We start from the raw sequence: 26,053 nt of genomic DNA on the forward strand, positions 1-26,053 counted from the left end.
ATTATTTCGTTTCTTTACGTTCAGCTGCTACTTGTAAAAATGCATTTGCAAAACGTAATGCCCCTTGTACTTGAGGGTCTTTCAACATTTTTAATAAGCCAAATACGCCTACTGTTTCATTGCTTACTTCAGCACGGTCTTTCGCTTCAATTGCAGTTTGAGCAATAGATTTTGCTGTTCCTACTACTGGGCTTGCCATTTCAGTAACTGCAGCTACTGTATCATTTTTTAGCGTTTCATCTGTTGCAACACTTGATGCGAAATCATACGCTTTTGTTAATAAAGTTGTCATTTCAGCTAATTTCGGTAAATTATCTACCAAAGTAGTCAATGAAGCCTGCACCTCTGGCTTTAATAGTTGGTCTAATACGTCTAATTGTTCTTGTGTAACAGACACTTTTTCTACCTGCTGATTATTCATTTCTGACATAATAACTCTCCTTTGCCAACACCAATATTTTTTCTAACGAAAGTTCATACTTATTTGTAATTCCTTTCACATACCCATTCATTAAGCAACGATAGCACAAAGAATCACTTGTTACAATTAGAAAAATGAAATAAAATTAGGAAAAATAAAATAATCGAATATTCTGTAATTTGAACCGATTAAAAACTTTTATTTTTATGTATTTTAAGAGATATTCTGTGATTTTTCGGGTTGAATTATTCTTTTATATTTTATTTTAATGAAGTATTTTTTTGCGATAATTTTTTTAGGTAAATAAATTTATGCAGTAATTAATAAGAAGAAACTTATAAAAGCGGAGTGCTACAACTTAGAAATACTTGCGCAAACATCTTAATCCAAACCGGAAATGAGGCGGAGCAATGTATTATAAAGAGTTATATGTATCCAATGAAAGTAAACCGTTCCCTGCGACGATTCGAAATTATCGGGAAGAGGATTTCGCTGAATTAATCCGCATTCAAAAAGAATGTTTCCCCCCTCCATTCCCCGAAGAATTATGGTGGAATACGGAGCAATTAAAAAATCATACTGCGCTATTTCCAGAAGGTGCATTGTGTATTGAAGTGGAAGGTAAACTTGCTGGCTCTATGACAGCCTTGCTTGTCGACTTTGATATGAATGCACCGCACCATACATGGGAGGAAATAACAGACAACGGTTATATTAGAAATCACAATCAAAACGGCAATACACTTTATGTAGTTGATATTTGTGTAAGTCCTGTTTATCGTAAGTTAGGCTTAGGAAAATGGCTCATGTTATCGATGTATGACATAGTCGTCCATCTCAAGCTGGAAAGATTATTAGGAGGAAGTCGCATGCCCGGCTACCATCGTTATGAAAATGACATGACACCGGAACTATACGTTCAGTCCGTAGTAAACGGCGATATACAGGATTCTGTCATTTCCTTTTTACTGCGCTGTGGACGAATCCCTGTCCAGGTCATAACCAATTATTTGGAGGACGAAGAATCCTGTCATTACGGTGTGCTAATGGAGTGGAGAAATCCGTTTAAATAGGTGTATTACTTAAGCTATTTTTTAGTGTTACTTATCATCTCGACTCTGTTTCCAAAAGGATCTCTAAACTCAAAACGTTCAAAATTGGGAATAGGCACTGAATCTAATATTTTTATATCATTTTCAATCAATACTTCTTTCCAATAGGATACATCTTCTACCTCATATGCTAAATGGGCTTTCGTTGATAATCTGTCAAAACCATCTTCTGTTCCTACATGAACTTGTGTACTACCAACTTGTAACCAAAAGCCCCCTCTTCCTTGAAGCGAATCTGGCTTTTGAATTTCTTCTAACTGTAAAACATGGCAATAAAAATTTTTTCCTTCTTCTTCGGCACCTTTTGGTATCGTAATTTGAGCATGATGTAATCCTATAATCATATATATATCCCCCTAAGTATTAAGACTAATTTTATTATATGTAATATGGTATATAAATAAAATTATGGGTTATTTATGAAAATCCATAACTATTTCTTATAAAGTGTGAATGCCCTCTCTAAAATAAGGGAAGGCTTTACCGTTATTTGAATGATGTAGCTCATTTCTAGGTTAAATAAAGGAATGTTTTACCGTTATTTCAAATAAAATCATGAAATTACATGTTTTTTAGGTCAATAGCGGAAATTACTTCCCTTATTTTGATTACTTTTTATTTTATTTTCGAAATAAGGGAAATTCCTTCCGCTATTTATCTCATTACACACTTCAATCTCCTCCACCATAACCATAACTACTCATTGTCCATCCTTCTAAAATCAAAACTCAATTAATCTAAGCTATTTTATTTATTCATGACATTTTCTATTTGATTTTCCCTTTAACTAGTCCTAGAAGTCATTGGCTCGGAATAAAATGCAAGGAAATCATTTTCTTGGGGGGCTATTCATGAATTCTATCTTGACGTATGTCTTTTTAGGCGTATCTATGGCTGCAACAATCGGACCTGTTAAGACCGTTTTATTAAATACGGGTTTGAAGAATGGGTTTTTTCATGCCTGGTTTTTTAGTCTCGGTGCCATAGTAACCGATATCATCTATATGTTTGTTGTTTATTTTGGGATTGGACAATTTATTGAATCGGAATTATTGAAAACGATACTTTGGTCTTTCGGCTGTTTTGTCCTTTTGTATACAGGTATAGAAAATCTTCTATCGCTACATAAAATTGAGATGGATTCAAATACCAAAAAAAGAACACGTCTTAGACAATCAATTATGTCCGGTTTCTTCATGTCGCTGCTAAATCCGCTAACGATTCTTTTTTGGCTTGGGATATATGGCTCCATCCTTGCAAAAAATGCGGGTTCAACTACAATCTATCAAATCATAATACTTAGTATCGCCATTTTAGTTGGTATTATTTTAGTGGATTTTCTTATGTCCTTTTTCTCAAGTGTCGCACGAAAATTATTATCCACGAGGCTTTTGAAAATCGTTTCCTTCGTTTCAGCCATATTAATGATCGGATTCGGACTATACTTCGGCAAAATGGCTTTCCAAATGTTATTTTAATGCATGCGGACAACACTTAAATTGTTATATGAAAAACTTGTCAAATAATTAAGGCGCATAAAATACCCGAAATGAAACCATACCTTATAAATAAACAAATTAGTCGAGGTGTGGTAATGGACAAAAGTAAGGCTCAAGTAAGTGTCTGGTGTATTGTCAGTTTAACTTCAATTCCTCTTATCATGACACTGGGAAATTCCATGCTTATACCGGTGCTCCCGATACTCGAAGACAAGGTCGGGATCACATCATTTCAGTCAAGCATGATTATTACAAGCTATTCTATTGCAGCAATTTTCCTTATACCTGTAGCAGGTTATTTATCAGACCGATTTGGAAGGAAAATGGTAATATTGCCTAGTTTAATCCTCGCTTTAATCGGTGGTCTTATTGCCGGGTTTGCTTCCTGGAAAATGGATGACCCGTACATGATGATCATTATTGGTAGGGTTATTCAAGGAATCGGTGCGGCAGGAGCAATGCCGATCGTTATGCCCCTTGTAGGTGACCTATATCAGGATGATGATGAAAAAATAAGTTCGACGTTAGGAATAATTGAAACGTCTAATACTTTCGGTAAAGTGTTGAGCCCCATTTTAGGTTCAATATTTGCAGCTGTTTTATGGTTTCTGCCCTTCTTCTCAATTTCAGCGCTTAGTTTAATTTCTATTTTACTTATCTTTTTCTTTGTAAAAGTCCCTAAAGAAAAAGATGAACCTTTAAAGTTCAAGGAATTTTTAAGTAATACAAAGGAAGTTTTCAAAGAGAAAGGAAAATGGTTGTATACCATATTTTTAAATGGTGTACTCGTTATGCTGATATTATTCAGTATGTTATTTTTCTTATCCGACAACCTCGAAAAAGTTCATGATATAAAAGGTGTTAAGAAAGGTTTTGTTTTAGCCATTCCACTTTTACTATTGTGTATTTCTTCTTATGTTTCTGGTCGTAAAATTAAAGGCGACTTGAAAAGAATGAAAAAAATAATTGTTATTTCGTTAATTGCCATGTCTACAAGCATTGTTTTCGTAGGTTATACAAGCAAAAAACTCATTCTTTTGCTTATAGTAACAAGTATAGTCGGAATCGCCATTGGTGCCCTCTTGCCTGCACTTGACACAATTATTACAGATAACATCAACAAAGAATTAAGAGGCACAGTTTCTTCTTTTTATAGCTCAGCGAGATTTATCGGTGTTGCAGCCGGCCCCCCTATTATGTCACTCGTCATGAAAGACTATCTCAATGTCAGCTATATTGTGGCAGGTGTATTAGGATTCATACTGTTATTTGTTGTCTTCAAATGCATCAATGTCGAGGAAATCGAGAAATCCAAAAAAGCAACATAAAAAAATAAGGACCTGACAGCTTTTGCGGCTGGAACGGTCCTTAAAATTATTGAGATTTCAAACTGAACAGAATAAGGGAAATGCCGGCAAAAAGGCATATTATCCTAGTCAATGAAATTTTCTCTGCCAGACCTAGTAGAGCTAGTCCAGTCGTAACGATTAGAACAACCGGACCTACTAAGGCTAACATTGTATTGATATAAAAGGCCTTTTCCAAATCATTGAATTTAAACATTAAAGCAGCAGCCGTCAATTCAATACTTCCTGAAATAAGTCTTAAAATAATGATAATAAGAAGCGCCTTTTCAATAAATGGAACCACATCCCCTGCTATTATTCATTCATAACATATGCAGCTAACCTCGAATTTATATTAACTTGAGACCATTCTCTTTCAAACAGCATCTTCCCATACCAATGAGCATTAATCCCATTCCACAATTACATATAATTCATATATCGTGTACAAATAATTCTCTTAAAATATAAAAATTTCTCGTTTATATAATAGAATAATTAGTTCATTTAATTCCAATTAATGTTAAAATATTAGCGGGTAAAGCCAATATTACCCATCAATAGGGTGCCCTTATAAATATTCGTTTTAGCCATTCATCATGGAGAAAGAAGGTACAGTAGTTATGTTCAAAAATTGGACGTTATTCGAAAAGGCTTGGTTAGTCGTTTCAACAGTCATCATCCTCATTCTTAGTATTTTATGGGATGATACGCTTCTAGGAACGATTTCATCTATAGCCGGCATTATTTGTGTTGTATTAGCAGCGAAAGGGAAAATTGGAACATATGTAGTCGGTGTTGTTCAATGTTCGACATACGGTTACATTGCTTACGGCTATGGATTATATGGAGAATCCATGCTGAATCTGTTATTCTATTTACCTATTCAATTTATCGGATTTTACTTATGGTTTAAAAATAAGAAATCCCCTGATGAAGCTGCATACGGGGAAGAAATTTATGCGAAACGGTTAACAACGAAACAATGGCTTTATACAGGAGCGGGAATAATTGTTGCCTATATTTCCTACTCGCTATTTTTATCAAGAATTGGCGCAAACTTGGCGGGTCTTGATGGTTTGGCCGTTGTCTTATCGGTAGTAGCTCAAATTTTAATGATTATGCGCTACGCTGAACAATGGATTTTATGGATTGTCGTCAATGTCATTACGATTGCTTTGTGGGCGATTATTTTAGTACAACAGGGCGGTAATGATTGGACAGTATTTGTCATGTGGTGTGCATTTTTAGTTAACTCAATTTACGGGTATATTAACTGGATTAAAATTAGCAAGGCGCAAGGAGCTGTATAAAATTGAACTTCGGTGTACCAATCAGCGAATATAAAAATAAAAAAATCGGTTTATATGGCGGTAAGTTTCTACCATTCCACAAAGGACATTTAAACTGTATTTTTGAAGCGCAGTCTCTCGTAGATATTTTGTTCGTTGTCGTTGGTTATGATGATGTCTATGATAAAAGCTTATGTGAGAATACAGGCTTTGAATGGGTATCGAGTCGTGTCCGTGAACGCTGGATTACGAAAGAATTGAAGAATTTTAAGAATATACGTGTGATTTCGCAATATGAAAAGCGCTCGGATGATTACATGAATGATGATTCCATTTTTGATTCGCACAAAGAGCTGCTATCTAAAATTGGCGGCAAAGTGGATGTAGTGTTCAGCAGTGAGCACGAATACGAGGAGTATTTTGCAAAATACTTACCTCAAGCAAGGCATCACATTATTGATACTGAAAGATCAGCATTCAACATTTCTGCAACGGAAATTAGAAAAAACGGTATTTTTAATTCTTGGAATTTCTTACCGCCCGCTGTTCGTGAACATTATGTAAAACGTATTGCTATTTGCGGCATTGAATCAGTCGGTAAGTCGCATCTTACTAAAATGTTGGCAAAGCACTTCGAAACTAATCATTTGGAAGAGTATGGTCGTTTATATTATGACGAAATCAATGGGTACGCCGATATATCTGAGCCATCGGACTATGCTGACATTGCAGCAGGTCATGTCCATCTGATGAATGAGGCCAGCAAAAAGTCTAATAAAGTGTTGATGGTGGATACCGATTTAGTTTATACACAATTTTTCCATTTCATGGAGACCGGTGAGTATCACAAATTGGTTGATACGATGCTAAAATTGAAAGTAGAGAAAATCGATGAATATATCTTTATTGAACCCCACAACTTCCATGAGCTGGACGGCACACGCAGACCGGTTACGGATGTAGAGCGACAGAAGCGTAATCATCTCCTAAAATCGATATATGAAATGTATGGCATTACACTGAAAATTGTCGATGAAGTAGATCGAAATAAACGGTTTAATCAATGTAAGGAGATCGTAAGAAGCAGTATAACGGGGCATTCATAAGTTTTACGCGGATTTTTACATTTCAACAACGGCTACTCCCCCGTAGTCGCTTGTTGAAATGTTTTAGTGAAGCAAAATAAGCGGAGATTTTTCCGTTATTTGTTGATTGGAGCCGTTATCGTGCGGAAATAAGGGAACGTTTTACCTTTATTTGAATTAAAAGCGCTCATTTTTTTGTATTTTGATTGAATAAGGGAAATTCCTACCGTTATTTTGACCGTTTTTTATTTTATTTTCTGAATAAGGGAAATTTCTCCCTCTATTTCATCAGCTACCACCCCAGCCGGTATGAACAGCGCCTCTTAATGTACATGCATATCTGGGTCAGTGCATCCCTTCCCGTAGTCGCTTGTTGAAATATTTTAGTAAAGAAAATAAGCGGAGATTCTCCTGTTATTTGTTGTCTGGAGCCGTTATAGAGCGAAAATAAGGGGAGGTTTTCCGTTTATTTGAATTAAAAACTTTCATTTTTCTATTTTTTGAACGAATAAGCGGAATTTCTACCGTTATTTTGGCCTTTTCTTAATTTATTTTCTGAATAAGGGGAATTTCTCCGTCTATTTCATCAGTTACTTGCCCAGCCTTAATGGAAATGTAAATTATTTAACTGCTATCCAAATTGTCCATCTGTCTTTTTCCACGATGTTTTGATCAGACGAGATTGCCTCATCTATATACTCAATTAATAATTTTAATTCCTCATCTGTTAGTTCATGTAATATACTTCTTCCTGTTCTCTCACTTAAGTCTTTTAGTAATTGCGCTTTATTTGTATATTCCTTTCTAGTTTCCCATAACTTAATTTCCTGAACCTCTGTAAATCCAACATCCGTAAGTGTTTTTATGACAAATTCACTGCTGTATCTCCGTTTTATCTCGCTCTCAATTAATTGCGGAAACCGTTCAAAAAAATATCCCCTTATATGACTCGGATCTCCCTTTAATAAACAATCTTCCGGTGTCCGGTCCTGGACGATATAATTTCCTTTTTCAAGCAACAGTCTATAGGCCTCTTTGAAGCACATTTGTAAATCCTGTATATGATGGATTAACGCTCTTTCCAAAATTAAATTGTATTCGTTACTTTCTAAATCAGTTTGTAGTGCATTCCCTAGTCTGAATGAAATGTTTGGATACTCGGCACAATTTTCTCTAGCAGCTTTCAGTATTTCCTCTGAATAGTCGACCCCTGTAACAGACATTACGCCCATGTCAGATAACGCTTTCGAGTAAATCCCCCCACCGCAACCTATATCCAATGCTTTAGGAATATTATTAAAATTTACTAACTCCCCCAAAGCATGAATCCATGAACTATCTGCCTTTCGAGTTGAATAAGAATATCTATTTTTTTCATTATGAAAATCAATCCCCACTATAATCCCCCCTTCATAACGCCAATATGAATGAAAGTCACTTTTTCAATAAATTTACTTTCCTCCGTTGTTTTACTTCAGACTTAATTTTAATCCTTCATGTGTTGCATTAAAGCCCAACTGTTCATAAAACCTTAACGCATCCGGTCTTCTTTTATCTGTCGTCAGCTGGACCAAGTGACATTCTCGTTGTTCTGCACGTTGGATTGCCCAATTAATTAGCTTAGACCCAACACCTTGCCCTCGTACAGAAGCTGCTGTTCTGACTCCTTCAATTGTCGCTCTCCATCCACCTTGATGAGTTATATACGGAGTAAAAGTAATTTGTAGGACGCCAATCACCTCATCGCCATCACAAGCCACAACTAATTCATTATTCGGATCTATTGAAATCGCATCAAATGCTTTTCTGTAACTAAGAGGAAGTGGATCTTCATAGCGCTCTCGTTTACTGCCTAATAAATCATCCGCAAGCAAGCCCACGATTCTTTCTAAATCCTTTTCAGTAGCCAGTCTAAACTTTAATTCAGTTTCCATTGAAATCCCCCTTATTAATCTTCTGTACGTATAATACTTCCACAAAAAAAGCGCTGAATCCTTCTCGGACCAACGCACTAAAGAGTATTCGTACTTATTGAATTCCAGATATTAAAATTAAATCATAATTAAAGAAAGTGTAAATGCCGCGCTCCATACACATCCTAAAACCTTTTGATTATGTATATTTCTCCCGGCCTTTAATTTTTCCAAGAGCTGAACTATGTTAAGAAACCATAATACCGAAAATACAATAGGTACTAAAAGAAATAAATCTTCAAATTTCTGTCTCCTTTCGTTATGAATAATTAAATTTTTCATTAGTTGACGATGAAACTATGGTTAACGCTTGTAGTCGGGCTGTTCCAACTTAATAGGATTCGGATTACTGAGTACCCATTGCACCGCCAGTTCGCATAGTCTTTCAACTTCATTACTCCCATTTCCTTTAGGAAGGTCTTTTACTAACGCTTTAGCCTCCAAAAGTTTAGCCGGGGGTAATGGCGTGCCTAAGCTAAAGTAATGATCTAAATGGTTAAGCATTTTACGAAATTGATTATCCCAGTTGACCCCACCATTATCCAATATTTCATAAGATACTTTACCGGTAATACGTATCACCTCACCCTGTACAGTTTTCGCATGCCCCTCGGAAGGAATTAATAAATCCCAGAGTTCATTATGCTGCGCCTGCCATCCTTTTGCTGTAACGGTTATTGGAGAGGAGCCATCGTGAGTTATCCGTTTCTCTACCGGTAGAACATCAAATAGTTCATAAAGATGTAAAAGTGCCTCATCTGTTTGATTCAAAAATTCCGGATTAAAGCCTTCTCTGTAAAATTCAAAGTCATTTCCAATTCGCTTAATAGAGTCTTTCATTTTCTGCGTTTTAATTGCTCCAGCTTTAAGCAAGATGTCAGCAACTTTCGCCATATTGACGATATCTATGTTTCTACATACCGACAAAGCTTTTTCTAAAGGCGTCTGTCTCATCTTATTTTCTGCATTGATATTTGCTCCTTTTGCAACTAATGTGGAAACTGCATTTGGATTAAATGAACTAGCTGCAGCAAATATAGGTGTTTCGTTTTGATAATCATTTGCTTCTATATGTGCACCTAACTCAAGAAGCAATTCTGTATTACCGCGCCAACTTTTTGCATGGTTATGTAGAGCTGTTCTACCGTAACTGTCACTAGCATTGATATCCGCCCCCTGTTCTACAAGCCAGCGAACCAATTCATCGGGTATATTGAAAAAGCTCAAAGCAGTTGATTTACTGTAACCGCCACGGGCATCCAATTCGCAATGCACAAATACTTCTTTTAATGCTGAAATATCGCCCACTTTAATTAGTTCATCAAAATTTTTCGGTAAAGTTTTTTTCTTTTTTCCCATTCTGGCTACTCTCCTATAGGTCAGATTTTTCAAAATTACTATAAGCAGCTCATTATTTATAAAATGCACCGCCCTTATAACTTAACGGTGTCCATCTTTCCTTGCTTGTATATAACCATTATATACGCAAGTACCATGCGTGGATAAATCCTTCACTTCCAATCATTTTTGCCAATGCCTTTACCACGGTATTCTGACAAAACGACTAAATCCATAATATTAGCTGCCATTATTTGATCGGATATTACTCTAACCATTCCAATCATCCGATCATTATCCCATACAGTAAATGCCCAAGTTGAATTTTTAAAGATGAGCGAGTATTTTTCTTTTTGCCATGAAGGAATATTTTTTGCCCATCCAGCATCTTTAAACAAGAATTCAACATCGTCAGCAGGAACTCCTTCAGTACCTTCTCTAATTACTAAGCCATTAAAATATTGATACATACCATCTCTCCTTTGATTATATAGTTATTCTATAAAAGGATAATTAATCTTTTTAAACATGATATTATTTCATAATAAACTATAACTTTTCAAATATTCAGTTATTTCATCGTAATATGTTTCTGTCCAATGGTAAGGTTGTAATTGATTTAGTGTTTTAAAAATAATTGCTTGTGTATTGTTAGAGATGGCACATTGAATTTGTGGACCCCAGGAAAATAAACGTTCTTGACAGATTCCGAAAGGTGAAAGAACTTTTAATTGTGCATGTTCATCTTCTCGTGCTAAACAAATCACACGATACAATACGAAGACGCATTTCTTTCTTCAGAAATGCGTCCGATTGTGGAATAATATATTGATAAACTTAGTTATTAATTAAAATGACTTTTCAAAACAAACACATTGGTGAACACGTTTATTATTTTTAAATTGGTCAATATCTCTCCCAACATAATGGGTAAAAGCATTAACTAAATATAGATTGGGCGTGTTACTTTGAATTTTATGATTCATTTCGTTTCCCTCAAAGTAAACGTGGTAATAAGAATCCACGATTTTAAATTCCATTTTTCCATACCAGTTTTGAACCCACAAATCATCTCTTGTCCATGCTTCAAAACGATTTAAATTCATTCTTTTAGCTTTAGTTTCAGCAGCATGAAGTAGTTGTTGCCCTATTCCTTGTCGAGAGTAATCCGGATGAACAGCAATGTGCCAAATCATTCCACCTAATCCTTCTCCTCTTGAGCAAACTGTTCGTTCTTCTTTTTCATACTCCACATCGATAAGTCCAACGATTTGACCATCTAACTCTGCGACTAGCTCAATGGCAGGATTTTTATAGTATTCTTTCTTGTTTAGAACATTATCAAAATAGGCTGTCTGTAAAAATGCAAGTGTTCGGCATCTCACCCATCCAGTTTCATCGTTAACTCTATAGTCTCTAATAATCACTTTGACCTCCGGATTTTTGGAACCACGTAGTTTATAGGGGAATTATACGCCCATCCCTTAAAATAGATTAACCCCATTAAATTTGTTCATGATTTTCATAATATACCGCCTCCCTCTACTAATAATTATTCAAATTTTATCAGATTTTCCCAAAACATACACTAATAAAATTGGGAGATTTTGCTAGATAGTTTATTTTTTAAAAGAATTATTTATCTAAATGTAAAAATTTATTAGCTAAATTAAAAACTATCCAACGGCAATACTGGCTCATTATCACTATATCTTGAGTAAGACCAACCATCATTCGAAACTTTCGTACATAACTTATCCTTACAGTTAAAAATATAAGTTTGCTTTTCAGTCTGGACAGATATTTCATAATGGTAAATAGAAGAAGGTTCAGATACATTAAATCGGCTTACTCCTTGTTTGATTGCATAAATAGTTTCCCTAGAAGCAATTTCCTGATACTGCTCAGTTTGAAGTACCATTTTAGTCATTTCTCCTAAAATCACTTGGTCATCCAAGTTCGCTGTATATGTACTTGTGATAAAACTAGTAATCCCCAAATATAAATTTAATACTATGCTGATGAATAGTAGGATAAATATTCGCTTTGTTTTTTTCTGCATAAATGCCCTCACTTTGTAAATTATTTAATTACATACCTGACATTCCGGCTATAATTATAAAAGTAGTCCATAAGAATCCAATTCCTAACGCCAAAATCGATGATATTCTAAGTGAAATAAGTAAAGAAGAAAAATATTTTTGATCTCCTTCTCTTTTTTTAAAAGAAAGCGCAAAGAACACACACCCTAATACTCCAATTAAATATGTAAATGTAACACCCACCCAATACCAAGTTAATCCATTACCCCAATACGCCATCTCCTGAAATTTAATGCTGAGATAGAATACTCCAATCGCACATACCAATGACATGAACGTATACAATATTTGTTTATTCACACTTATTTTCAATAAAATACACCTACGAATCCTATAATTTTTCTGTCGGTAATAACCCTTTTTAAAACTTTTTATATTTTTAGTGTAATTATACACTTTACGAGTCGATTTTCAAGGATATGCTTTTCTCTCTTAAATAAAAATAGCACCTTCCTTGTAAAAGGAAAGCGCATAAATATAGTCGGAAAGGCATTAGCTATTACGTGCCCTTGTTTTTCAGCTTCACCCCTCGACCAAATAACCAGCCGCGTATAGGGCATTTAAATTCTCTTGGTGCATTTCTGCATTTCCTTCTTTCGCTATTACCACTTCTCCGAAATACGGTTTTCGATACAGATATACGAATGTAGAACCACACTTACTAATATAGGCATTTTTATAAATATCTAAGTGATACCCTAACTTATTCAACAGTCGACCATCTACAAAATCATTTACTTGCAACATATTTAGTACCAACATGCCTAGTTCCCCCATTCCTTGTTCAATTTCCACAATCTAGGTGTCTTCGCAAATCGTCTATCAGCGAAAACGGATTCTTAAATAGAATTACGTTGCGGAATATCATATGCCTTTAATAGCTTTGCAATACCTTTCAAAATTTGATGCTATTGCATTGTTGATTTTATCGAGCAATTATAAACAGTTTCTATATACATACCCAGTTTTTGCAGAAAATAGGCAACCCTTATGAATAGTTGATCTAGCCCTATTGCTATAAAAATACGTAAATCCTCTTCAAGTATCGCGCCAATAGGGGGCTTAACAATTTTGTTGTTCTTTAATTAAATCTAAAAGGCCTTCAGGAACAAGTCGTAGTTCACCGTTTTGAAACCTACTTATAGGCAATCGCATAATTTTGAAGATGTTCCCATCATCTTCCTTTCCTTCAAATAACGCTTCGGTATAAAAAGTTGAATCAACAAAGTAGGCATCATATACTTGGACAATTTCATGACCTACTTCTCCGTTAAAAGTAAATATATTCTCAACTGTCCCCAAATAGTTAAGATTAAAAATTTCGGTGTCAATTTCTTCTCGTACCTCTCTTATTAATGCTTCTGCGCTTTTTTCTCCGTATTCAATTCCGCCTCCTATAGGACGGTAAAAATACTCACCTTTTACTAGATCATAGCCCTCTGCAACAAGAATGGAATCGTCTTTTTGAAATATACAAATAACCAGTGCTCGTATTATCTCTTTTTTCATAGTAACCCTCCAAAATGTTAATCAATAATCTTTAGTTGTTTCGATTCACTGACGAATAATTCCTTCTTTTATTCCACTTTATCGATCATTAATAAAAACGAGCGCGATTTCTTGTTACAGAATCGCACCCGCATATTGGATAAGAATTTTCATTCTGGAACCTTAAATTTCAGGCAAAAGCTACTTATTTATAGGAAATACAATTGGGTCAATTTCGTATGGTGCCATTACAGGTATCAGTGGTCTATTTCCATCGCTGTCTGATTTACCAACTGTTAAAACATGAACGGTTGGTGTAATTGTGATGGACTTTGCTCTATTATCAAAATCACCCAGAGTTAATCTAGGAAAGCTTACATTACCGGGAAAATCAGTACTATGACCAGAATCTCGATAGTGAATGAAGTTTTGTTTATTTCCTAAATCATCTGTTACATTATATTCAATAAGTACACCTCGGAATTCATCATCTTCCTTCGAAACCAGACGTTCATCTACCAATTCCGATAAATAAAATGTACTCGAGATAGGCGTTTCAGTCATTTTTAGAAGTGTAATTGCCACCCCAGTGTCTTCTGTGTTGTAACCGGCTCCGATTAAATTTTCCGTTTCGCTTTCTAAGGCTTGTAAAGCGAATTGATAAGACCATTCTCCAGAATGTAGTTGTTTCCCATTATTCAAATTTCTAACTGCGTTCCCTTTCCAAGAAACATTTATTTTACTTGGCTTAGGACCTTTGATTAACTCATATACATAAAGAACGGCATACTCATTCTCACCAATTTTTTTAGTTAAATAGTTTTCAGAGTAACCATTATGTTCATACGCTCCGTTAAATTCTTCTACTATGAAATCTCCTTCTAAAATTGGTCTTTCTCCTAGATCCTTTTCACTTTCAATTGTATATGCTATCGTTACATTTTCACCGTCATAAACTGCATCTGTTAAGGTTATATTTATACCCTTACTTTCTTTTGAAACACCTATATCAGTCGAATAATTGCTAAACTCTTCAAAAACATAACGATCATCTTCATTAAACAATTCAAAAACACTACCGATAATTGGTAACTTGGCAGCATAGGTTGGAAATGCAATACTTAAAGTGAAACTAGAAGCTAACAAGAGGGATGCAGCAACGGCTATATTTCTGAATAAGTAATTTTTCTTTTTGCCTTTCAAAACATTTCTTTTAATTCTAGCCTTTTCCAATTCATCTACATCCATAGGTTCAATGTCCATTTCGATTTTTAAATCGTTTAATTTACGATAAAATTTTTTCAAGAGAAAACGCCCCCTAAACGTAATTGTTGAAGTCTTTTTTTACCACGATATAAGCGATTATCAACGGCTGCCTTTGTTAAGCCAAGCTGATGAGCAATTTCTTCATTTTTCATATTTAAAAAATATTTCATAATGAAAATGTCATGATCTACCTGATCCAATTTTTCCATAAGTATTAATAATTCATCCAGCATGTACTTAGAGAAAAATTCATCCTCTGCCGATTTCACTTCCGAACCATTCACGGTTAATTCGACAACCTTTGGTGAATTTAATGATCTCCTTTGTATATCAATCGCTTTAAATTTGGCAATCGTACAAATCCACTTACTAAAATCCTCTTGGTCACCTTTAAACTGCTTTGCATTTTCAAATGCTCCTAGAAACGTATCGCTTATACATTCTTCAATAAGCTGCGGGTCCTGGAAGGATATTAACGCATTATATATAATCGCTTTCACAATCCCGATATAATGGTCAATTACAAATTCAAGTGCATCTTCTCTTCCCTTCTTAAAATACTTGATAAAGTTCTCACTCGTAATCTTCATACAATTAACTCCTTTGTCTTTGTAAGGGCCCTACACTTAATACATCGTATAAAACTAAAATAATTCTCATTATTCTAAATTATTTATTTATAAAAAACTGAAAAGGAGAGAGATATCGGGCAATGAAAAACACTTTCCTTATTTCAAGGAAAGTGCATGATTATTGACCATTAGATTCAGTGTGCGACATGCAACTCAAGCGTTACAATGAAACCGTCCCACCAAATATCATTGTATGTATTAAAAGAATCGTATGTAATAAGACTCAACGGAATTCGTTCGAGACTGTCCTTCTTCTATAAATCGAATTTCAACTTTACTATCTCGGCAACTTCTTCTGCACTTAAATTTGTATTGTTAATCTTGATATAATTTTGGAATGGAATTTCACCTTCTAAAGAATTTAGTCTATGTTTCTCCATGGTGCTTTTCAAGTCATTCTCAGACCATTCAAGGTCTCTTTTTTTAGGTTTGTGCTCCAGCCTATTTGGGGTTTTATTGCGATCAAGTCTCTCGTCTAAGTCAGCTTCCAATTCTACATAGTAAATAGTGCCTCCTCTGGACTCGAAAAGCTGGGAAAGTTGCTTAACATATTCCCAATCCGACTCCTGATCAAACAGCCAGACGTAAGTAAAGATCATTCCATATAGATCACTTTTTGAAAACTCTTCAAAAATCTCCTGACGAAATAAATTTACTAATCTTTTCCCTTCTTTTGTACTATAATCAAAAAAATGAGTAACTAAATCAATCGTCATATGGTTATGAAACAGCTTCAAATCTGTAATTTTAGCCAGCTCCTGCCCAACTGTCATTTTACCAACCGCCTGTGGTCCAAATATATGAACAAGTTTCATAAACTGCCTCCTAATTAATATTAAATAACTTTAGTATTGGCTCATTCAGCTCCAAACAATAGTCATTTAGTAATTAAATTGTAATATTTTCATCTGTGACGTAAATCACTTTTTCATTCGCCAAAGCGACACTTAAGATACGATAATCATCATTTACCCAATTCGCTTCAAACAATAGTACTACGTATCTTTTTTCTTCCGTGCCACCTAGTTCTTCTTTCATTACTTTATGATAGAGATTTGAATCCGTAACTACTCCATGAAGTTCTGTTTGTAGAGCAATTTCAAAAAGCGCGGTATTTTCTATGACATCTTTAGTATTTTCGAAATATTTAAAACTCGCTGTATAGTCAGTGTCGTCATGACATTCATTCTGATATTCAATAATAGACTGTATTATATCTGGGGTTATTCTATCTAAATTCGATAGGAAAAACTGATATGCTTGACAATGTTGCTCGTTGATTTCATCATCAAAAGTTATTTTCACCTTTTTTTCTAATCCTGAAAACTTTATCAGTCCAATTGCTTCGTATTCCTCAAATTCATTTATCTCTAACTCTCCGAATATAGGGTGCAACAAATCCATAAATAAGTTTCCTCCTTAACACGAATAGATGTTTCTAAAATTAAGCTTGTGAAATATTACGATGGATATTATATTTCAACTTTGACATCATGATTTGAAAAAAGATTGAACTTTAAAAGCAACTTCTCTCGGTTTTACATTAAAAGACGATAACATGTTTATATCTATCCAAATAGGTAAATATATTCCTCTGGTTCTCTCTTTGTCTGTATATTCCTCCCCTTGTCCCGTTCCAAATGTTCCATTAATGATTTCAGATAAGAAAAAGTATTGCGTTCCATTATATTCGATTTTTGCTAGACACTCATTGACCTTTACTTCTACGCCCAATTCTTCAAATGCTTCTCTTTTAGCTGCTTCTTCTGGTGTTTCGCCCTTTTCTATTCCTCCACCGGGAAAAACATAATAAACAGAGCCATCTCTAATTCTTTTAATTAACCCAACCTTATCTTTTTCTATTATTACTACTGAACCTCTATTCCGCATATCCGTAACCTCTTTTCATTCAATTCTAAAAAATCCCTATCCTTAAATGAAAACAAGCAAGCGATGTTGCTCTCTATGTAATTACAACTACTAATGTTTAATTTGGGGACGTTATTTTATTTTCATGATTAAGTTTCTGTGCTTCCCATTCTTCTCGCAAGATGCCCATTCTAATAGAATCATAATATTCCCCATCATAATAACGAACTTTACGAATACGAGCTTCTAATTGCATACCTAATTTTTCACCTACACGAATCATCCGTTCATTTCCAGACCATGTAGTGAAGCCAACGCGAACTAAAGGCATCGAATTAAATAAATGATCAATCCACAGTTTTAAAGTACGGGTACCAAGCCCTTTTCCCCAGTCTCCACCTTCGTAAAAAAGGATACCCATCTCTAACCATTTTGATGGTTCATGTTCCCAGTAGTAAGAAACAGTTCCACACAATATACCATCAACCTCAATTACCCAAACGTTTGATTGATTCACCCAACCGCTACCGATGGGTAAAAATTCATCGAATGATTTTGTTTCGTGAGGATAATAAGGAGCATTCCATTTTTTCCATTCTGGCTTTTCTTCATTGTATTCCAATTCCCAAATACGAGGTAAATCCATTTCTTCTATCGGTCGAATGATTAAGTTTTGATCTTTATACAAGTTACATTTCCTCTTTTCTTATAAATTTGTTCTTCCACTTATGAATTGAAGAGAAGTCCTACTACATTCCACATTATACCATTTATTTTCCTTTCTTGGTCCAAAACTGGGAATGGCAAAATTAGGAAAATAAGATTTTTTAATAAAGTCTGCTTTGCTTTAGAAATGAAGCTATAAAATATATTAGTTCCGCTCTCTGCCGTCTAGAGATAGCACAAGCGGCTTGATGGGATGTTTTTACTGTGAAAGTAATTATAGATTATAAAGTATTGGATTACTTTGAATTGGAGTGGTTAGTTTGTTGGGGGAAGACAATTGAATTGCGTAATGAGATAAATAGAGGAATGAATTTCCGTTATTTTAAAAAAAACATAAAAAACAGTAAAAATAAGGGAAGAAAATTCCGTTATTGACCTAAAAAACATGAAATTTCATGATTTTATTTACAATAGCGGTAAAATGTTCCCTTATTTATCCTAAAATGAGCTACATCATTCAAATAACGGTAAAATCTTCCCTTATTTTAAATATTATGGTTTCCTAAGCATCTTTTGATCAAACGCCATCTAAAACAGTTAACAGTGCAATTGTTATACAAGATATCATTATTGTAAATGCTCCTGTCATTAAGTAGACATTTACGTGAAAATCCTTATCGTTACGGGATTTATCAATTATTAGGGCCAAGTTCAAGCAAAAAATAATCGCTAAAACTGGTGTACCATATACAGCCATGAAAATAAAAAACATTGTGACCTCCAAATTGCTATGTAATATTTTACAATTGTAGCATAATGTTTTTAATACTAAAACCAGTGTAATCACTTCTTAACGCAAAAAAAACGCTCACCTGTTGATCAAGTGAGCGCTGTAAATTACGGGCTTTCTTTTACCTCAATTGGTTCATTTGTGCCTTCCTGTTCTCTCGTTTTATGATAAAGGATTGTTATAACGAGGATAATTCCCGAGGCAATCCATATTGCTTTGTATTCTAATGTCGTACTGAAGTAGGTTCCAATTAAGGCTCCACCGATAAAAGAAAGGATGATAGCTGAAAAACTTATAAATTTTTTCATAGCTTCTTTATTCTGATTGGCAAACGCCTCATAGGAAGCTGAAGATGCTGTTCGTAAATTACCTGTCGTAATTGTTGAGTTATAGCTCCATTTCCCAAGTTTATTAAAGGTAGCAATCTGTAATGAAGACACAAATGCCACGCTTATTGTAATGATCATATTAGGAACACTTCCCGGTAACCAACCGACGATAAATAAAATCACACATTCCAACGCCAGAACAGATCGTCTATGCATATCCAGTCGGTCTTTCATATGTTCGGCAACTAATACACCCGCTATAAAAGCCACGAATGGTGGGATATTTTGAAGTGCTCCGTTATATTCCGGACTCGCTGCTCGCACTGCAAACAAGACTGTATTTCCGGTTTGTGCTGTCGCAAATACACCGTCTCTGGTGATATACGTATAAGCATCCAAATATCCCCCGACTAGAGCCAGTATCATACCCATAACTAAAGAATTCGGTGCTAATGAGTACCACCTTTTCGTTTTATCCTTCATTTACTTTATCTCCTCACACAAAATGCTCTAATAATATTGGGCAGGCTGAACAACATTATTATTTAATTGGCATTATTCCACATGCAGGTGCTAATTATTCGAAATAGAGTTATTAACTAAATCAAATAATTATAAAGTGCAAACTATGCTGATGACAGTATTTAATATACCGTTCATCGTGTGTTCATAATTAGCCTATATACTAACGCTATCAACAATATTAGGAGGCAATTTTATGAATTTAGCATGGAAAGAAATAAAGAAAAATAAAAGCAAATTCTTCATCTTCGGACTAATTGTCCTTTTAATTAGCTTACTGACATTTATGATTGCAGGGTTAGCAAACGGATTATCTCAAGATAATGCAGCACTAATTAAAGAGCTACCAGATGGACAGTTTTATATGACAACCGAGGCAGAAGATAACTACGCCCTATCAAGAATATCAAGTACACAGCAAAAGGAGCTTCTTAAAAAGTATCCAAATGCTACGGCCCTTTCAATACAAATGGGTATGTTCCACAATGCTGAAGGTAACCAGCAGAGTGTGGCTTTTGTAACAACAACCGAATCCGATATCTTCCCTAAGGTCGCTGCAGGTGAAATGATTGTAGATAGTTCTTTAAAAGAAGAAGGGTTTAAAATTGGTGATATTTTAACAAGTAATCAATTTAGTGGTCAGTGGGAAATTGTTGGTTTCTCCGAACAAACCAAATTTAATCACGCAGCTGTAGCCTTTATTCATCAAGAGGATTTCACAGAAATGTACCGGACAACTGATCTTCAACTACTGTTTTTAGCAAATGAAGAGGTAGAAACAATGGATGGCTTAACTATGTATTCGAACAAAGATTTTTTAAATACGATTCCTAGTTATTCTGCTGAACAGCTTTCACTTAACATGATTATTTGGTTTTTAGTTGTGATTAGTGGCATGCTATTTGCAATTTTCTTTTATATGATGAACGTACAAAAAATTGGTTTATTTGGAATTTTGAAAGCAATTGGAGTAAAAACAAGCACATTATTTATCATGATGTGGACGCAAATGCTCCTTATTTCAGCAATTGCTTTAAGCATTTCCCTTTTGTTAAGCCAATTATTTCAAAACTTTGCTCCACAAGGTATGCCCTTCCATTTAACACTGAATACGACCTTATTATTTGCTGCAATATTTTTAATCATTGGCTTTTTCGGAGCAACATTATCAGGGCTTCAAATTAAAAAAGTTCAACCTTTACAAGCAATACAGCAAGGAGAGATATAATATGAGTTTTTTTACTATACAGCAACTAGAAAAATCATTCCCTATCGGAGAAACAAATGAAATGATTTTAAAAGGCATTGACCTGTCACTTCATAAAGGTGAAATCACAGCACTTGTCGGGGCTTCTGGTTCAGGAAAAAGTACTTTATTAACAATTGCCGCTGGGTTACAATCTGCGTCAAATGGACATATTTATTTTAATGAGCAAGACCTAACAAGCCTTTCTCAGGAACAGCTTCGCCAAATGCGGGCCGAACAATTTGGCTTCGTATTTCAGTTTGCACACTTAGTACCGTTTCTCACAGCAGAAGAGCAGTTATTATTAATGTTAGATGTTGCAAATAAGAAAAAAAATAAAAAGGATGTCGCTCGTGTATTAGAACTTGTAGGCATGACACATCGAAAAACAGCGTATCCTTCTTCACTTTCTGGTGGTGAAAAACAAAGAATTGCAATTGCTCGTGCCATCATTCATGAACCAAAAATATTATTTGCAGATGAACCGACAGCTAGTCTTGATTCAAAACGTTCCAGTGAAGTTATGATGCTTCTTCAAAGTTTAACAAAAACATTAAACTTAACAACCTTACTTGTAACACATGATGAAGAAATGCTTCGTTATGTTGATAAAACTGTACACATGAGAGATGGTAAAATTCTGGTTGAACAGCTAGCATAAAATAGATTTCAAAAATAATTATTTAAAATAGCGCAGCTTATGCTGGGCTATTTTAAATAGAAGTTAGGAGTTTAAGCGATGACTACCATTTTAGTTGTTGATGATGATCCGCATGTACGCGATGTCATTACAATTTACTTTTCTAAGATAGGTTATCAAGTCCTGAATGCAAAGAATGGTATGGAGGCTCTTCAGCAGTTGAAGATGCATACGATTACAATTGCAATTGTTGATGTGATGATGCCCTATTTAGACGGATATGAGCTTACTAAAGCTATTCGCAACTATTATAATCTCCCTGTCATTTTATTAACGGCCAAGGGACAACTTGAAGATAAGGAAAAAGGGTATGTAGCTGGAACGGATGATTATGTCGTAAAGCCTGTAGATCCAAAAGAATTACAGTTTCGTGTAGAAGCGCTCCTTCGTCGTTACGAAGCAACTACACCTTCAGCGACTTCCCATTTAGGTCCACTTACAATTTTATATAAAAGCTATGAAGTCATTATTAATGAACGTACATTATTGCTACCTTTAAAGGAATTTGAGTTATTGGCCTTTTTAGTCAAACATGCTACACAAGTGCTAACACGCGAACAAATAATTGAGGAAGTATGGGGTATTGATTATAGTGGTGATGAACGGACGGTTGATGTACATATTAAGCGATTACGTGCACGACTCTTAAAATTAACACCGCGAATCCAAATTAAAACCGTTCGTGGTATTGGCTACTCCATAGAGGAAATTCAATGAGATCATTATATGCAAAATTTGTCATAACAACGGTTGTCATTATGGTATTCAGCAGCATAGTGGCCTTCTTTTTATCCAATCTGTATTATCAACAGTCCTTAAAGCCTCAAAATGATGAGAAGACAACACTACTTGCTGTAGAATTGGCAAATTATATTGAAACTCATCCAGAACTTGAGTTACACGAGTATTTACAGCACTCGGCATTACTCGGGTACCATATTATGGTTTTTAACCGTGAATTGCAATCTACTACATTTCAGGATCCATTTCGTGACACATCTATTGAAGATGCAACAATTCAGAAGGTTCTAGACGGTACTATTTATCATGGGATTTTACAATTTCCCCATCAAACATTTGTGACTGGTTTTTTTGCAAATGAATTAAAAAACTCAATCGGTGTGCCACTTCAGTATCAGGGTGAGACTTACGCATTATTTGTAAGAACGAATATAAAGTTGTTATTTAATGAAATGCACTTTTTATTTGCCACAATATTATTATTAATGATTATCCTTAGCATATTACTTGTTTTATTATGTACGAAGTTAATTGTTAAACCGATTACAAAGTTAACTGAAGCTACCACTTCTATTGCAAAGGGACAATACGATATTAAGCTCGATATTAGAAGACTTGATGAACTCGGACGATTGTCACAAAGCTTTATGCAAATGTCAAAACAGCTTTCACAAGTTGATGAGAAACGTAAAGAATTCATCGCTAATATTTCACACGATTTCCAATCACCTCTCTCAAATATTAAAGGCTATGTCACATTAATTGAAAAAGAGCATCCAATAAATCAAAAATATATTAATACAATCCATCATGAAATTACTCGACTGTCGACTATGACGAATCAACTTTTACAGCTCACAACGCTCGATCAGCAAGACCTGCCTTTAAAGGCTAAATTATTTTCAGTAAGCAAACAAATCAAACAGCTTCTGCAGCATTATGAATGGCAAATTCAACAAAAAAATTTAATGCTTAGCTATTCTCTACCTGAAGTACAGATCTATGCAGATGCTGGATTGTTATATGCGGTGTGGGATAATTTACTATCAAATGCGATAAAATATACAAATGAGTTCGGGTCCATTGATATTGAACTTATAGAACAGCCAGATACTGTAACTATTACATTTGAAGATAATGGCATTGGGATTAGTGAACACGACCAACAGCAAATTTTTGACCGCTTTTATCGGGCTGATTCATCACGTACACGCACGATTGAAGGTATAGGATTAGGGTTATCAATAGTAAAGAGTGTATTAACACTGCATAATGGAACCATTCATTTTACAAGTAAACCAGGAGTTGGGACAACCGTGACAGTGACCGTGCCAAAAACCATCAAGTGAATACTAAATGCTCAGCCTCCTCCTAATCCTTAAGATTAGGAAGAGGCTGATTCTGTACTCAGAAATGAGTAATATTCTCGATGAAATCATTTTAAACTAAATTTACAAGATAGTATGTAGTAATTCTTTCATTCGCTCTTCAAAATTAACATGACCCCAAAACAGCATGGCATTTTCGATACCTTCCTCTGCAGCTAAATGATGAACTAACACATAACCGATATAATAACCAAGGCGAGTATAACCAAATGTCTGACCGCCATTAATTGAAAACCACTCCTTAAATATTTCTTTTGATGATTTATGCATTAGGTCTTTTTGAAAAGCTCCTATAATCTTTGTTTTATTTTCCTCACAGAATGATAGCCATTCTACATCTCTTTTATAAGCAAAGTAAATATCCTGTTCAACTTTTACAACCTCCGTTGATAAATAAGTGGCAACTCCCTCTTGCAAGAGCCATGTTAAAGGACTTGTCCATGATATATTGGCAGCATCGATTCCACTATAGGTAGTGAATAAGTGGTGCGTTGCATGTCCTAACTCATGAGCGATAATCACCTTAAGTGCATCTTCATCAGCTTCCAATTTTTCAACGCAAAATGCAATCTGAGGGTCCATCGAACGATACGTATAGGCATTTGACCCACCTAAACCGACAAAAATATAAACATCTTTTGTAAATTTTATTGGATATAAGTCTTCATATTTTATCGTAACTTCCGGAGTTAAGGAAGCAATTTTCCGGGCAATCCATTTCATTTCTTGAATCATTCCCGGATGATGAACTAAAGCTTTTTCAAGTTTCATCTCTTTATTAAGACAATGATGTTCAAAATAATAACTGTAAATATCTAAATTTTCACTGAAATAATTTTCGTAATAATTCTCGGTAGGTTCATATGAACTTAAAAACGGGTTTGCAATATCATAGATTTTCACAAAATTATCTCCTCTCTGGTTTTATACTTATCATTTGTACAGATTGGCATTTTTATAGCTTTGTTTATAGAAATCAATTGTCTTTAACCAAGAATCCTTACTAGCATTATTTGTATCATATTTATTTCCTTGATTATAACTTTGTATGATATTGGGAATCCCTATTGAATGTCCGGCACCTGGATAAACGATGTGCTCATACTCATTTGTGCAATTGAACTTTTTTAACCTATCTATTGCGATTTTTGATAATCCTGTAGTATCTACATCATCTTCTTTGCCAGTAATGAGTAATATCGAACCATTTATCTTTTCAACCGGAATCTCTGCTTTTTTAACCTCAACAGGATTGGATGCTAATGCTGCATACCACTCCCCAAAAGGATTTCCTTTTCTTTCGTTCCACATTTTCATACATTTAAGTGCGACATCAATAGGATTTTTAGGGCTTAAATAAGGAAGTGGTTCATTATTATATAACCATGCAGGTGGCAATTCATCTTTATCAGACCATGGGACAATACCGCTAAACGCTACAGCGAATCCATTTAATGCAACGACCGACCGAATTTCAGAAAATAAACTTGCAGATAAAAGGGCCAGTTCAGCCCCTTTGGATGTCCCATGAATTCCTAACCAACCATTTGCAACTTTATCTTGATTTTTCATCCAATTTATAGCTATTTCTATATATTCAAGTGGGATATTTACGCAATTTACCGGCAGATTTTCTACCCCAAAATACGCTAAAGCTAATACAGAATATCCATGAGCTGCGAGTAAGGTTGCAGGATATTCATATATTCCACCTTCTGACCCTCCTAATACAATAATTCCTAGTTTTGGATTCGTATTTTCCTCATAAAAAAATGTGCCAACTAAACCATCTTCTCTTACTGGCTTACGCGTTATATGCTCCGCTTGCCATTGTCTTGTAATAGTAATCTCATCAACTACTTTATTATCAATTAAAAGAGTTAAAGTAACTGTTTGAGGACTTAAGGGATGATTAATTTCGTTTGGACCAATATCATAAATTTCGCCCATAACTTCAAGAGACCAAAATAATCCCATTCCGTCTACGCCTGAATATGTACCGGATAAAGGTTCTTGTTCTGCTAAATTAACCATTCCTTCTGCATTTGCCCTGAACTTTGCATATGAGCCTAAATAGTATTGCTTTATACCATAGGAAATTCTTTTCGCTCTAATTTCAATTTCCTGATGAGGATTTAAATCAATAATTCTTATGTCTATAGATGAATCAATCATTGATATTACTTTATTTACTTTAATAGAAGGAAACTTCCCACTACCTGACATCTTCATACCTCCACATAAATGT

29 protein-coding genes and 2 pseudogenes are annotated in these 26,053 nt (G+C 34.8%); 9 read left to right on the forward strand and 22 right to left on the reverse strand.

Features of this window, described 5'->3' with window-relative positions; all coding sequences use genetic code 11:
* Window position 1: 1 nt before the first annotated feature.
* Window positions 2-430, reverse strand: a complete 429-nt coding sequence (locus NYE67_RS10330) for a DUF1641 domain-containing protein (RefSeq protein WP_191698805.1) — start codon at window positions 428-430, stop codon at window positions 2-4.
* A 401-nt stretch (window positions 431-831) separates the two neighbouring features.
* Between NYE67_RS10330 and NYE67_RS10335 the strand changes: the two genes are divergently transcribed.
* The gene (locus NYE67_RS10335) at window positions 832-1,494 is read left to right on the forward strand and encodes a GNAT family N-acetyltransferase (protein WP_340729974.1); all 663 of its coding nucleotides are present in this window, start codon (window positions 832-834) and stop codon (window positions 1,492-1,494) included.
* A gap of 14 nt (window positions 1,495-1,508) precedes the next feature.
* On the opposite strand, the gene NYE67_RS10340 is transcribed toward NYE67_RS10335, so the two are convergent.
* On the reverse strand, window positions 1,509-1,877 hold the full coding sequence (locus tag NYE67_RS10340; RefSeq protein WP_340729975.1) for a VOC family protein: 369 nt from the start codon (window positions 1,875-1,877) through the stop codon (window positions 1,509-1,511).
* Between the two features lie 507 nt (window positions 1,878-2,384).
* Between NYE67_RS10340 and NYE67_RS10345 the strand changes: the two genes are divergently transcribed.
* Together NYE67_RS10345 and NYE67_RS10350 are read left to right on the forward strand one after the other, a co-directional pair.
* Window positions 2,385-3,011 carry a LysE family translocator gene (locus tag NYE67_RS10345; protein WP_340729976.1) on the forward strand — a complete coding sequence of 209 codons (627 nt, stop codon included), beginning with the start codon at window positions 2,385-2,387 and terminating at the stop codon, window positions 3,009-3,011.
* Window positions 3,012-3,127: 116 nt separating this feature from the next.
* Window positions 3,128-4,360, forward strand: a complete 1,233-nt coding sequence (locus NYE67_RS10350) for an MFS transporter (RefSeq protein ID WP_340729977.1) — start codon at window positions 3,128-3,130, stop codon at window positions 4,358-4,360.
* Window positions 4,361-4,406: 46 nt separating this feature from the next.
* On the opposite strand, the gene NYE67_RS10355 is transcribed toward NYE67_RS10350, so the two are convergent.
* Entirely contained in the window at window positions 4,407-4,682 is a 276-nt protein-coding gene (locus tag NYE67_RS10355; protein WP_340728068.1) for a YqhV family protein, read from the reverse strand.
* Window positions 4,683-4,977: 295 nt separating this feature from the next.
* Between NYE67_RS10355 and pnuC the strand changes: the two genes are divergently transcribed.
* A complete protein-coding gene (gene pnuC, locus NYE67_RS10360; protein ID WP_340728069.1) occupies window positions 4,978-5,691 on the forward strand; it encodes a nicotinamide riboside transporter PnuC in 714 nt (237 codons plus the stop codon).
* Between the two features lie 2 nt (window positions 5,692-5,693).
* Window positions 5,694-6,776 (forward strand): multifunctional transcriptional regulator/nicotinamide-nucleotide adenylyltransferase/ribosylnicotinamide kinase NadR, encoded by a 1,083-nt coding sequence (nadR, locus tag NYE67_RS10365; protein WP_340728070.1) that lies wholly within the window; start codon window positions 5,694-5,696, stop codon window positions 6,774-6,776.
* 599 nt (window positions 6,777-7,375) lie between these two features.
* On the opposite strand, the gene NYE67_RS10370 is transcribed toward nadR, so the two are convergent.
* From NYE67_RS10370 to NYE67_RS10450, 17 genes and pseudogenes are all read right to left on the reverse strand, one after another.
* Window positions 7,376-8,152 carry a class I SAM-dependent methyltransferase gene (locus tag NYE67_RS10370; protein WP_340729978.1) on the reverse strand — a complete coding sequence of 259 codons (777 nt, stop codon included), beginning with the start codon at window positions 8,150-8,152 and terminating at the stop codon, window positions 7,376-7,378.
* Window positions 8,153-8,224: 72 nt separating this feature from the next.
* The gene (locus tag NYE67_RS10375) at window positions 8,225-8,689 is read right to left on the reverse strand and encodes a GNAT family N-acetyltransferase (RefSeq protein WP_340728072.1); all 465 of its coding nucleotides are present in this window, start codon (window positions 8,687-8,689) and stop codon (window positions 8,225-8,227) included.
* A 342-nt stretch (window positions 8,690-9,031) separates the two neighbouring features.
* Window positions 9,032-10,087, reverse strand: coding sequence for an ankyrin repeat domain-containing protein (locus NYE67_RS10380; protein WP_340729979.1), 1,056 nt, complete (start codon window positions 10,085-10,087; stop codon window positions 9,032-9,034).
* Window positions 10,088-10,168: 81 nt separating this feature from the next.
* A pseudogene (locus tag NYE67_RS10385) lies at window positions 10,169-10,536 on the reverse strand (GNAT family N-acetyltransferase).
* A 69-nt stretch (window positions 10,537-10,605) separates the two neighbouring features.
* Window positions 10,606-10,830 (reverse strand): annotated as a pseudogene (locus tag NYE67_RS10390) (cytidine deaminase); the annotation flags it as partial.
* Window positions 10,831-10,914: 84 nt separating this feature from the next.
* A complete protein-coding gene (locus NYE67_RS10395; RefSeq protein ID WP_340729980.1) occupies window positions 10,915-11,493 on the reverse strand; it encodes a GNAT family N-acetyltransferase in 579 nt (192 codons plus the stop codon).
* A 242-nt stretch (window positions 11,494-11,735) separates the two neighbouring features.
* Window positions 11,736-11,987, reverse strand: a complete 252-nt coding sequence (locus NYE67_RS10400; RefSeq protein WP_340729981.1) for a hypothetical protein — start codon at window positions 11,985-11,987, stop codon at window positions 11,736-11,738.
* Between the two features lie 169 nt (window positions 11,988-12,156).
* Window positions 12,157-12,468, reverse strand: a complete 312-nt coding sequence (locus NYE67_RS10405) for a hypothetical protein (RefSeq protein ID WP_340729982.1) — start codon at window positions 12,466-12,468, stop codon at window positions 12,157-12,159.
* Between the two features lie 222 nt (window positions 12,469-12,690).
* On the reverse strand, window positions 12,691-12,930 hold the full coding sequence (locus tag NYE67_RS10410; RefSeq protein WP_340729983.1) for a hypothetical protein: 240 nt from the start codon (window positions 12,928-12,930) through the stop codon (window positions 12,691-12,693).
* A gap of 300 nt (window positions 12,931-13,230) precedes the next feature.
* Window positions 13,231-13,677, reverse strand: coding sequence for an NUDIX hydrolase (locus NYE67_RS10415; RefSeq protein ID WP_340729984.1), 447 nt, complete (start codon window positions 13,675-13,677; stop codon window positions 13,231-13,233).
* 180 nt (window positions 13,678-13,857) lie between these two features.
* Complete coding sequence (locus NYE67_RS10420) at window positions 13,858-14,961, reverse strand: DUF4179 domain-containing protein (protein ID WP_340729985.1); 1,104 nt, start codon at window positions 14,959-14,961, stop codon at window positions 13,858-13,860.
* A complete protein-coding gene (locus tag NYE67_RS10425; RefSeq protein ID WP_340729986.1) occupies window positions 14,958-15,512 on the reverse strand; it encodes a sigma-70 family RNA polymerase sigma factor in 555 nt (184 codons plus the stop codon). Before NYE67_RS10425 ends, NYE67_RS10420 begins: the two co-directional genes overlap by 4 nt.
* Window positions 15,513-15,808: 296 nt before the next feature.
* Window positions 15,809-16,369, reverse strand: coding sequence for an AAA family ATPase (locus tag NYE67_RS10430; protein WP_340729987.1), 561 nt, complete (start codon window positions 16,367-16,369; stop codon window positions 15,809-15,811).
* A gap of 73 nt (window positions 16,370-16,442) precedes the next feature.
* Window positions 16,443-16,958: a DUF6985 domain-containing protein gene (locus NYE67_RS10435; RefSeq protein ID WP_340729988.1), complete on the reverse strand. Its 516-nt coding sequence runs from the start codon at window positions 16,956-16,958 to the stop codon at window positions 16,443-16,445.
* Window positions 16,959-17,045: 87 nt separating this feature from the next.
* Window positions 17,046-17,444, reverse strand: coding sequence for an NUDIX hydrolase (locus NYE67_RS10440; protein WP_340729989.1), 399 nt, complete (start codon window positions 17,442-17,444; stop codon window positions 17,046-17,048).
* Window positions 17,445-17,541: 97 nt separating this feature from the next.
* On the reverse strand, window positions 17,542-18,111 hold the full coding sequence (locus tag NYE67_RS10445) for a GNAT family N-acetyltransferase (protein ID WP_340729990.1): 570 nt from the start codon (window positions 18,109-18,111) through the stop codon (window positions 17,542-17,544).
* Window positions 18,112-18,986: 875 nt separating this feature from the next.
* Window positions 18,987-19,691 carry a YoaK family protein gene (locus NYE67_RS10450; RefSeq protein ID WP_340729991.1) on the reverse strand — a complete coding sequence of 235 codons (705 nt, stop codon included), beginning with the start codon at window positions 19,689-19,691 and terminating at the stop codon, window positions 18,987-18,989.
* 235 nt (window positions 19,692-19,926) lie between these two features.
* Between NYE67_RS10450 and NYE67_RS10455 the strand changes: the two genes are divergently transcribed.
* The 4 genes from NYE67_RS10455 (at window position 19,927) to NYE67_RS10470 (ending at window position 23,766) form a co-directional block, all read left to right on the forward strand.
* Window positions 19,927-20,958, forward strand: coding sequence for an FtsX-like permease family protein (locus NYE67_RS10455; RefSeq protein WP_340729992.1), 1,032 nt, complete (start codon window positions 19,927-19,929; stop codon window positions 20,956-20,958).
* Window position 20,959: 1 nt separating this feature from the next.
* Window positions 20,960-21,637 carry an ABC transporter ATP-binding protein gene (locus tag NYE67_RS10460; protein ID WP_191698785.1) on the forward strand — a complete coding sequence of 226 codons (678 nt, stop codon included), beginning with the start codon at window positions 20,960-20,962 and terminating at the stop codon, window positions 21,635-21,637.
* Between the two features lie 78 nt (window positions 21,638-21,715).
* Window positions 21,716-22,393, forward strand: coding sequence for a response regulator transcription factor (locus tag NYE67_RS10465; RefSeq protein ID WP_191698784.1), 678 nt, complete (start codon window positions 21,716-21,718; stop codon window positions 22,391-22,393).
* Window positions 22,390-23,766, forward strand: coding sequence for a HAMP domain-containing sensor histidine kinase (locus NYE67_RS10470; protein WP_340729993.1), 1,377 nt, complete (start codon window positions 22,390-22,392; stop codon window positions 23,764-23,766). The genes NYE67_RS10465 and NYE67_RS10470 overlap by 4 nt, the downstream gene beginning before the upstream one ends.
* Window positions 23,767-23,868: 102 nt before the next feature.
* On the opposite strand, the gene NYE67_RS10475 is transcribed toward NYE67_RS10470, so the two are convergent.
* Together NYE67_RS10475 and NYE67_RS10480 are read right to left on the reverse strand one after the other, a co-directional pair.
* Entirely contained in the window at window positions 23,869-24,708 is an 840-nt protein-coding gene (locus tag NYE67_RS10475; RefSeq protein ID WP_340729994.1) for a DUF5700 domain-containing putative Zn-dependent protease, read from the reverse strand.
* Window positions 24,709-24,738: 30 nt separating this feature from the next.
* Window positions 24,739-26,031 (reverse strand): acyl-CoA thioesterase/bile acid-CoA:amino acid N-acyltransferase family protein, encoded by a 1,293-nt coding sequence (locus NYE67_RS10480; RefSeq protein WP_340729995.1) that lies wholly within the window; start codon window positions 26,029-26,031, stop codon window positions 24,739-24,741.
* Window positions 26,032-26,053 lie beyond the last annotated feature (22 nt).

Source organism: Solibacillus sp. FSL W8-0474, assembly GCF_038004065.1.
In the GTDB taxonomy this organism is placed as follows: Bacteria; Bacillota; Bacilli; order Bacillales_A; family Planococcaceae; genus Solibacillus; species Solibacillus faecavium.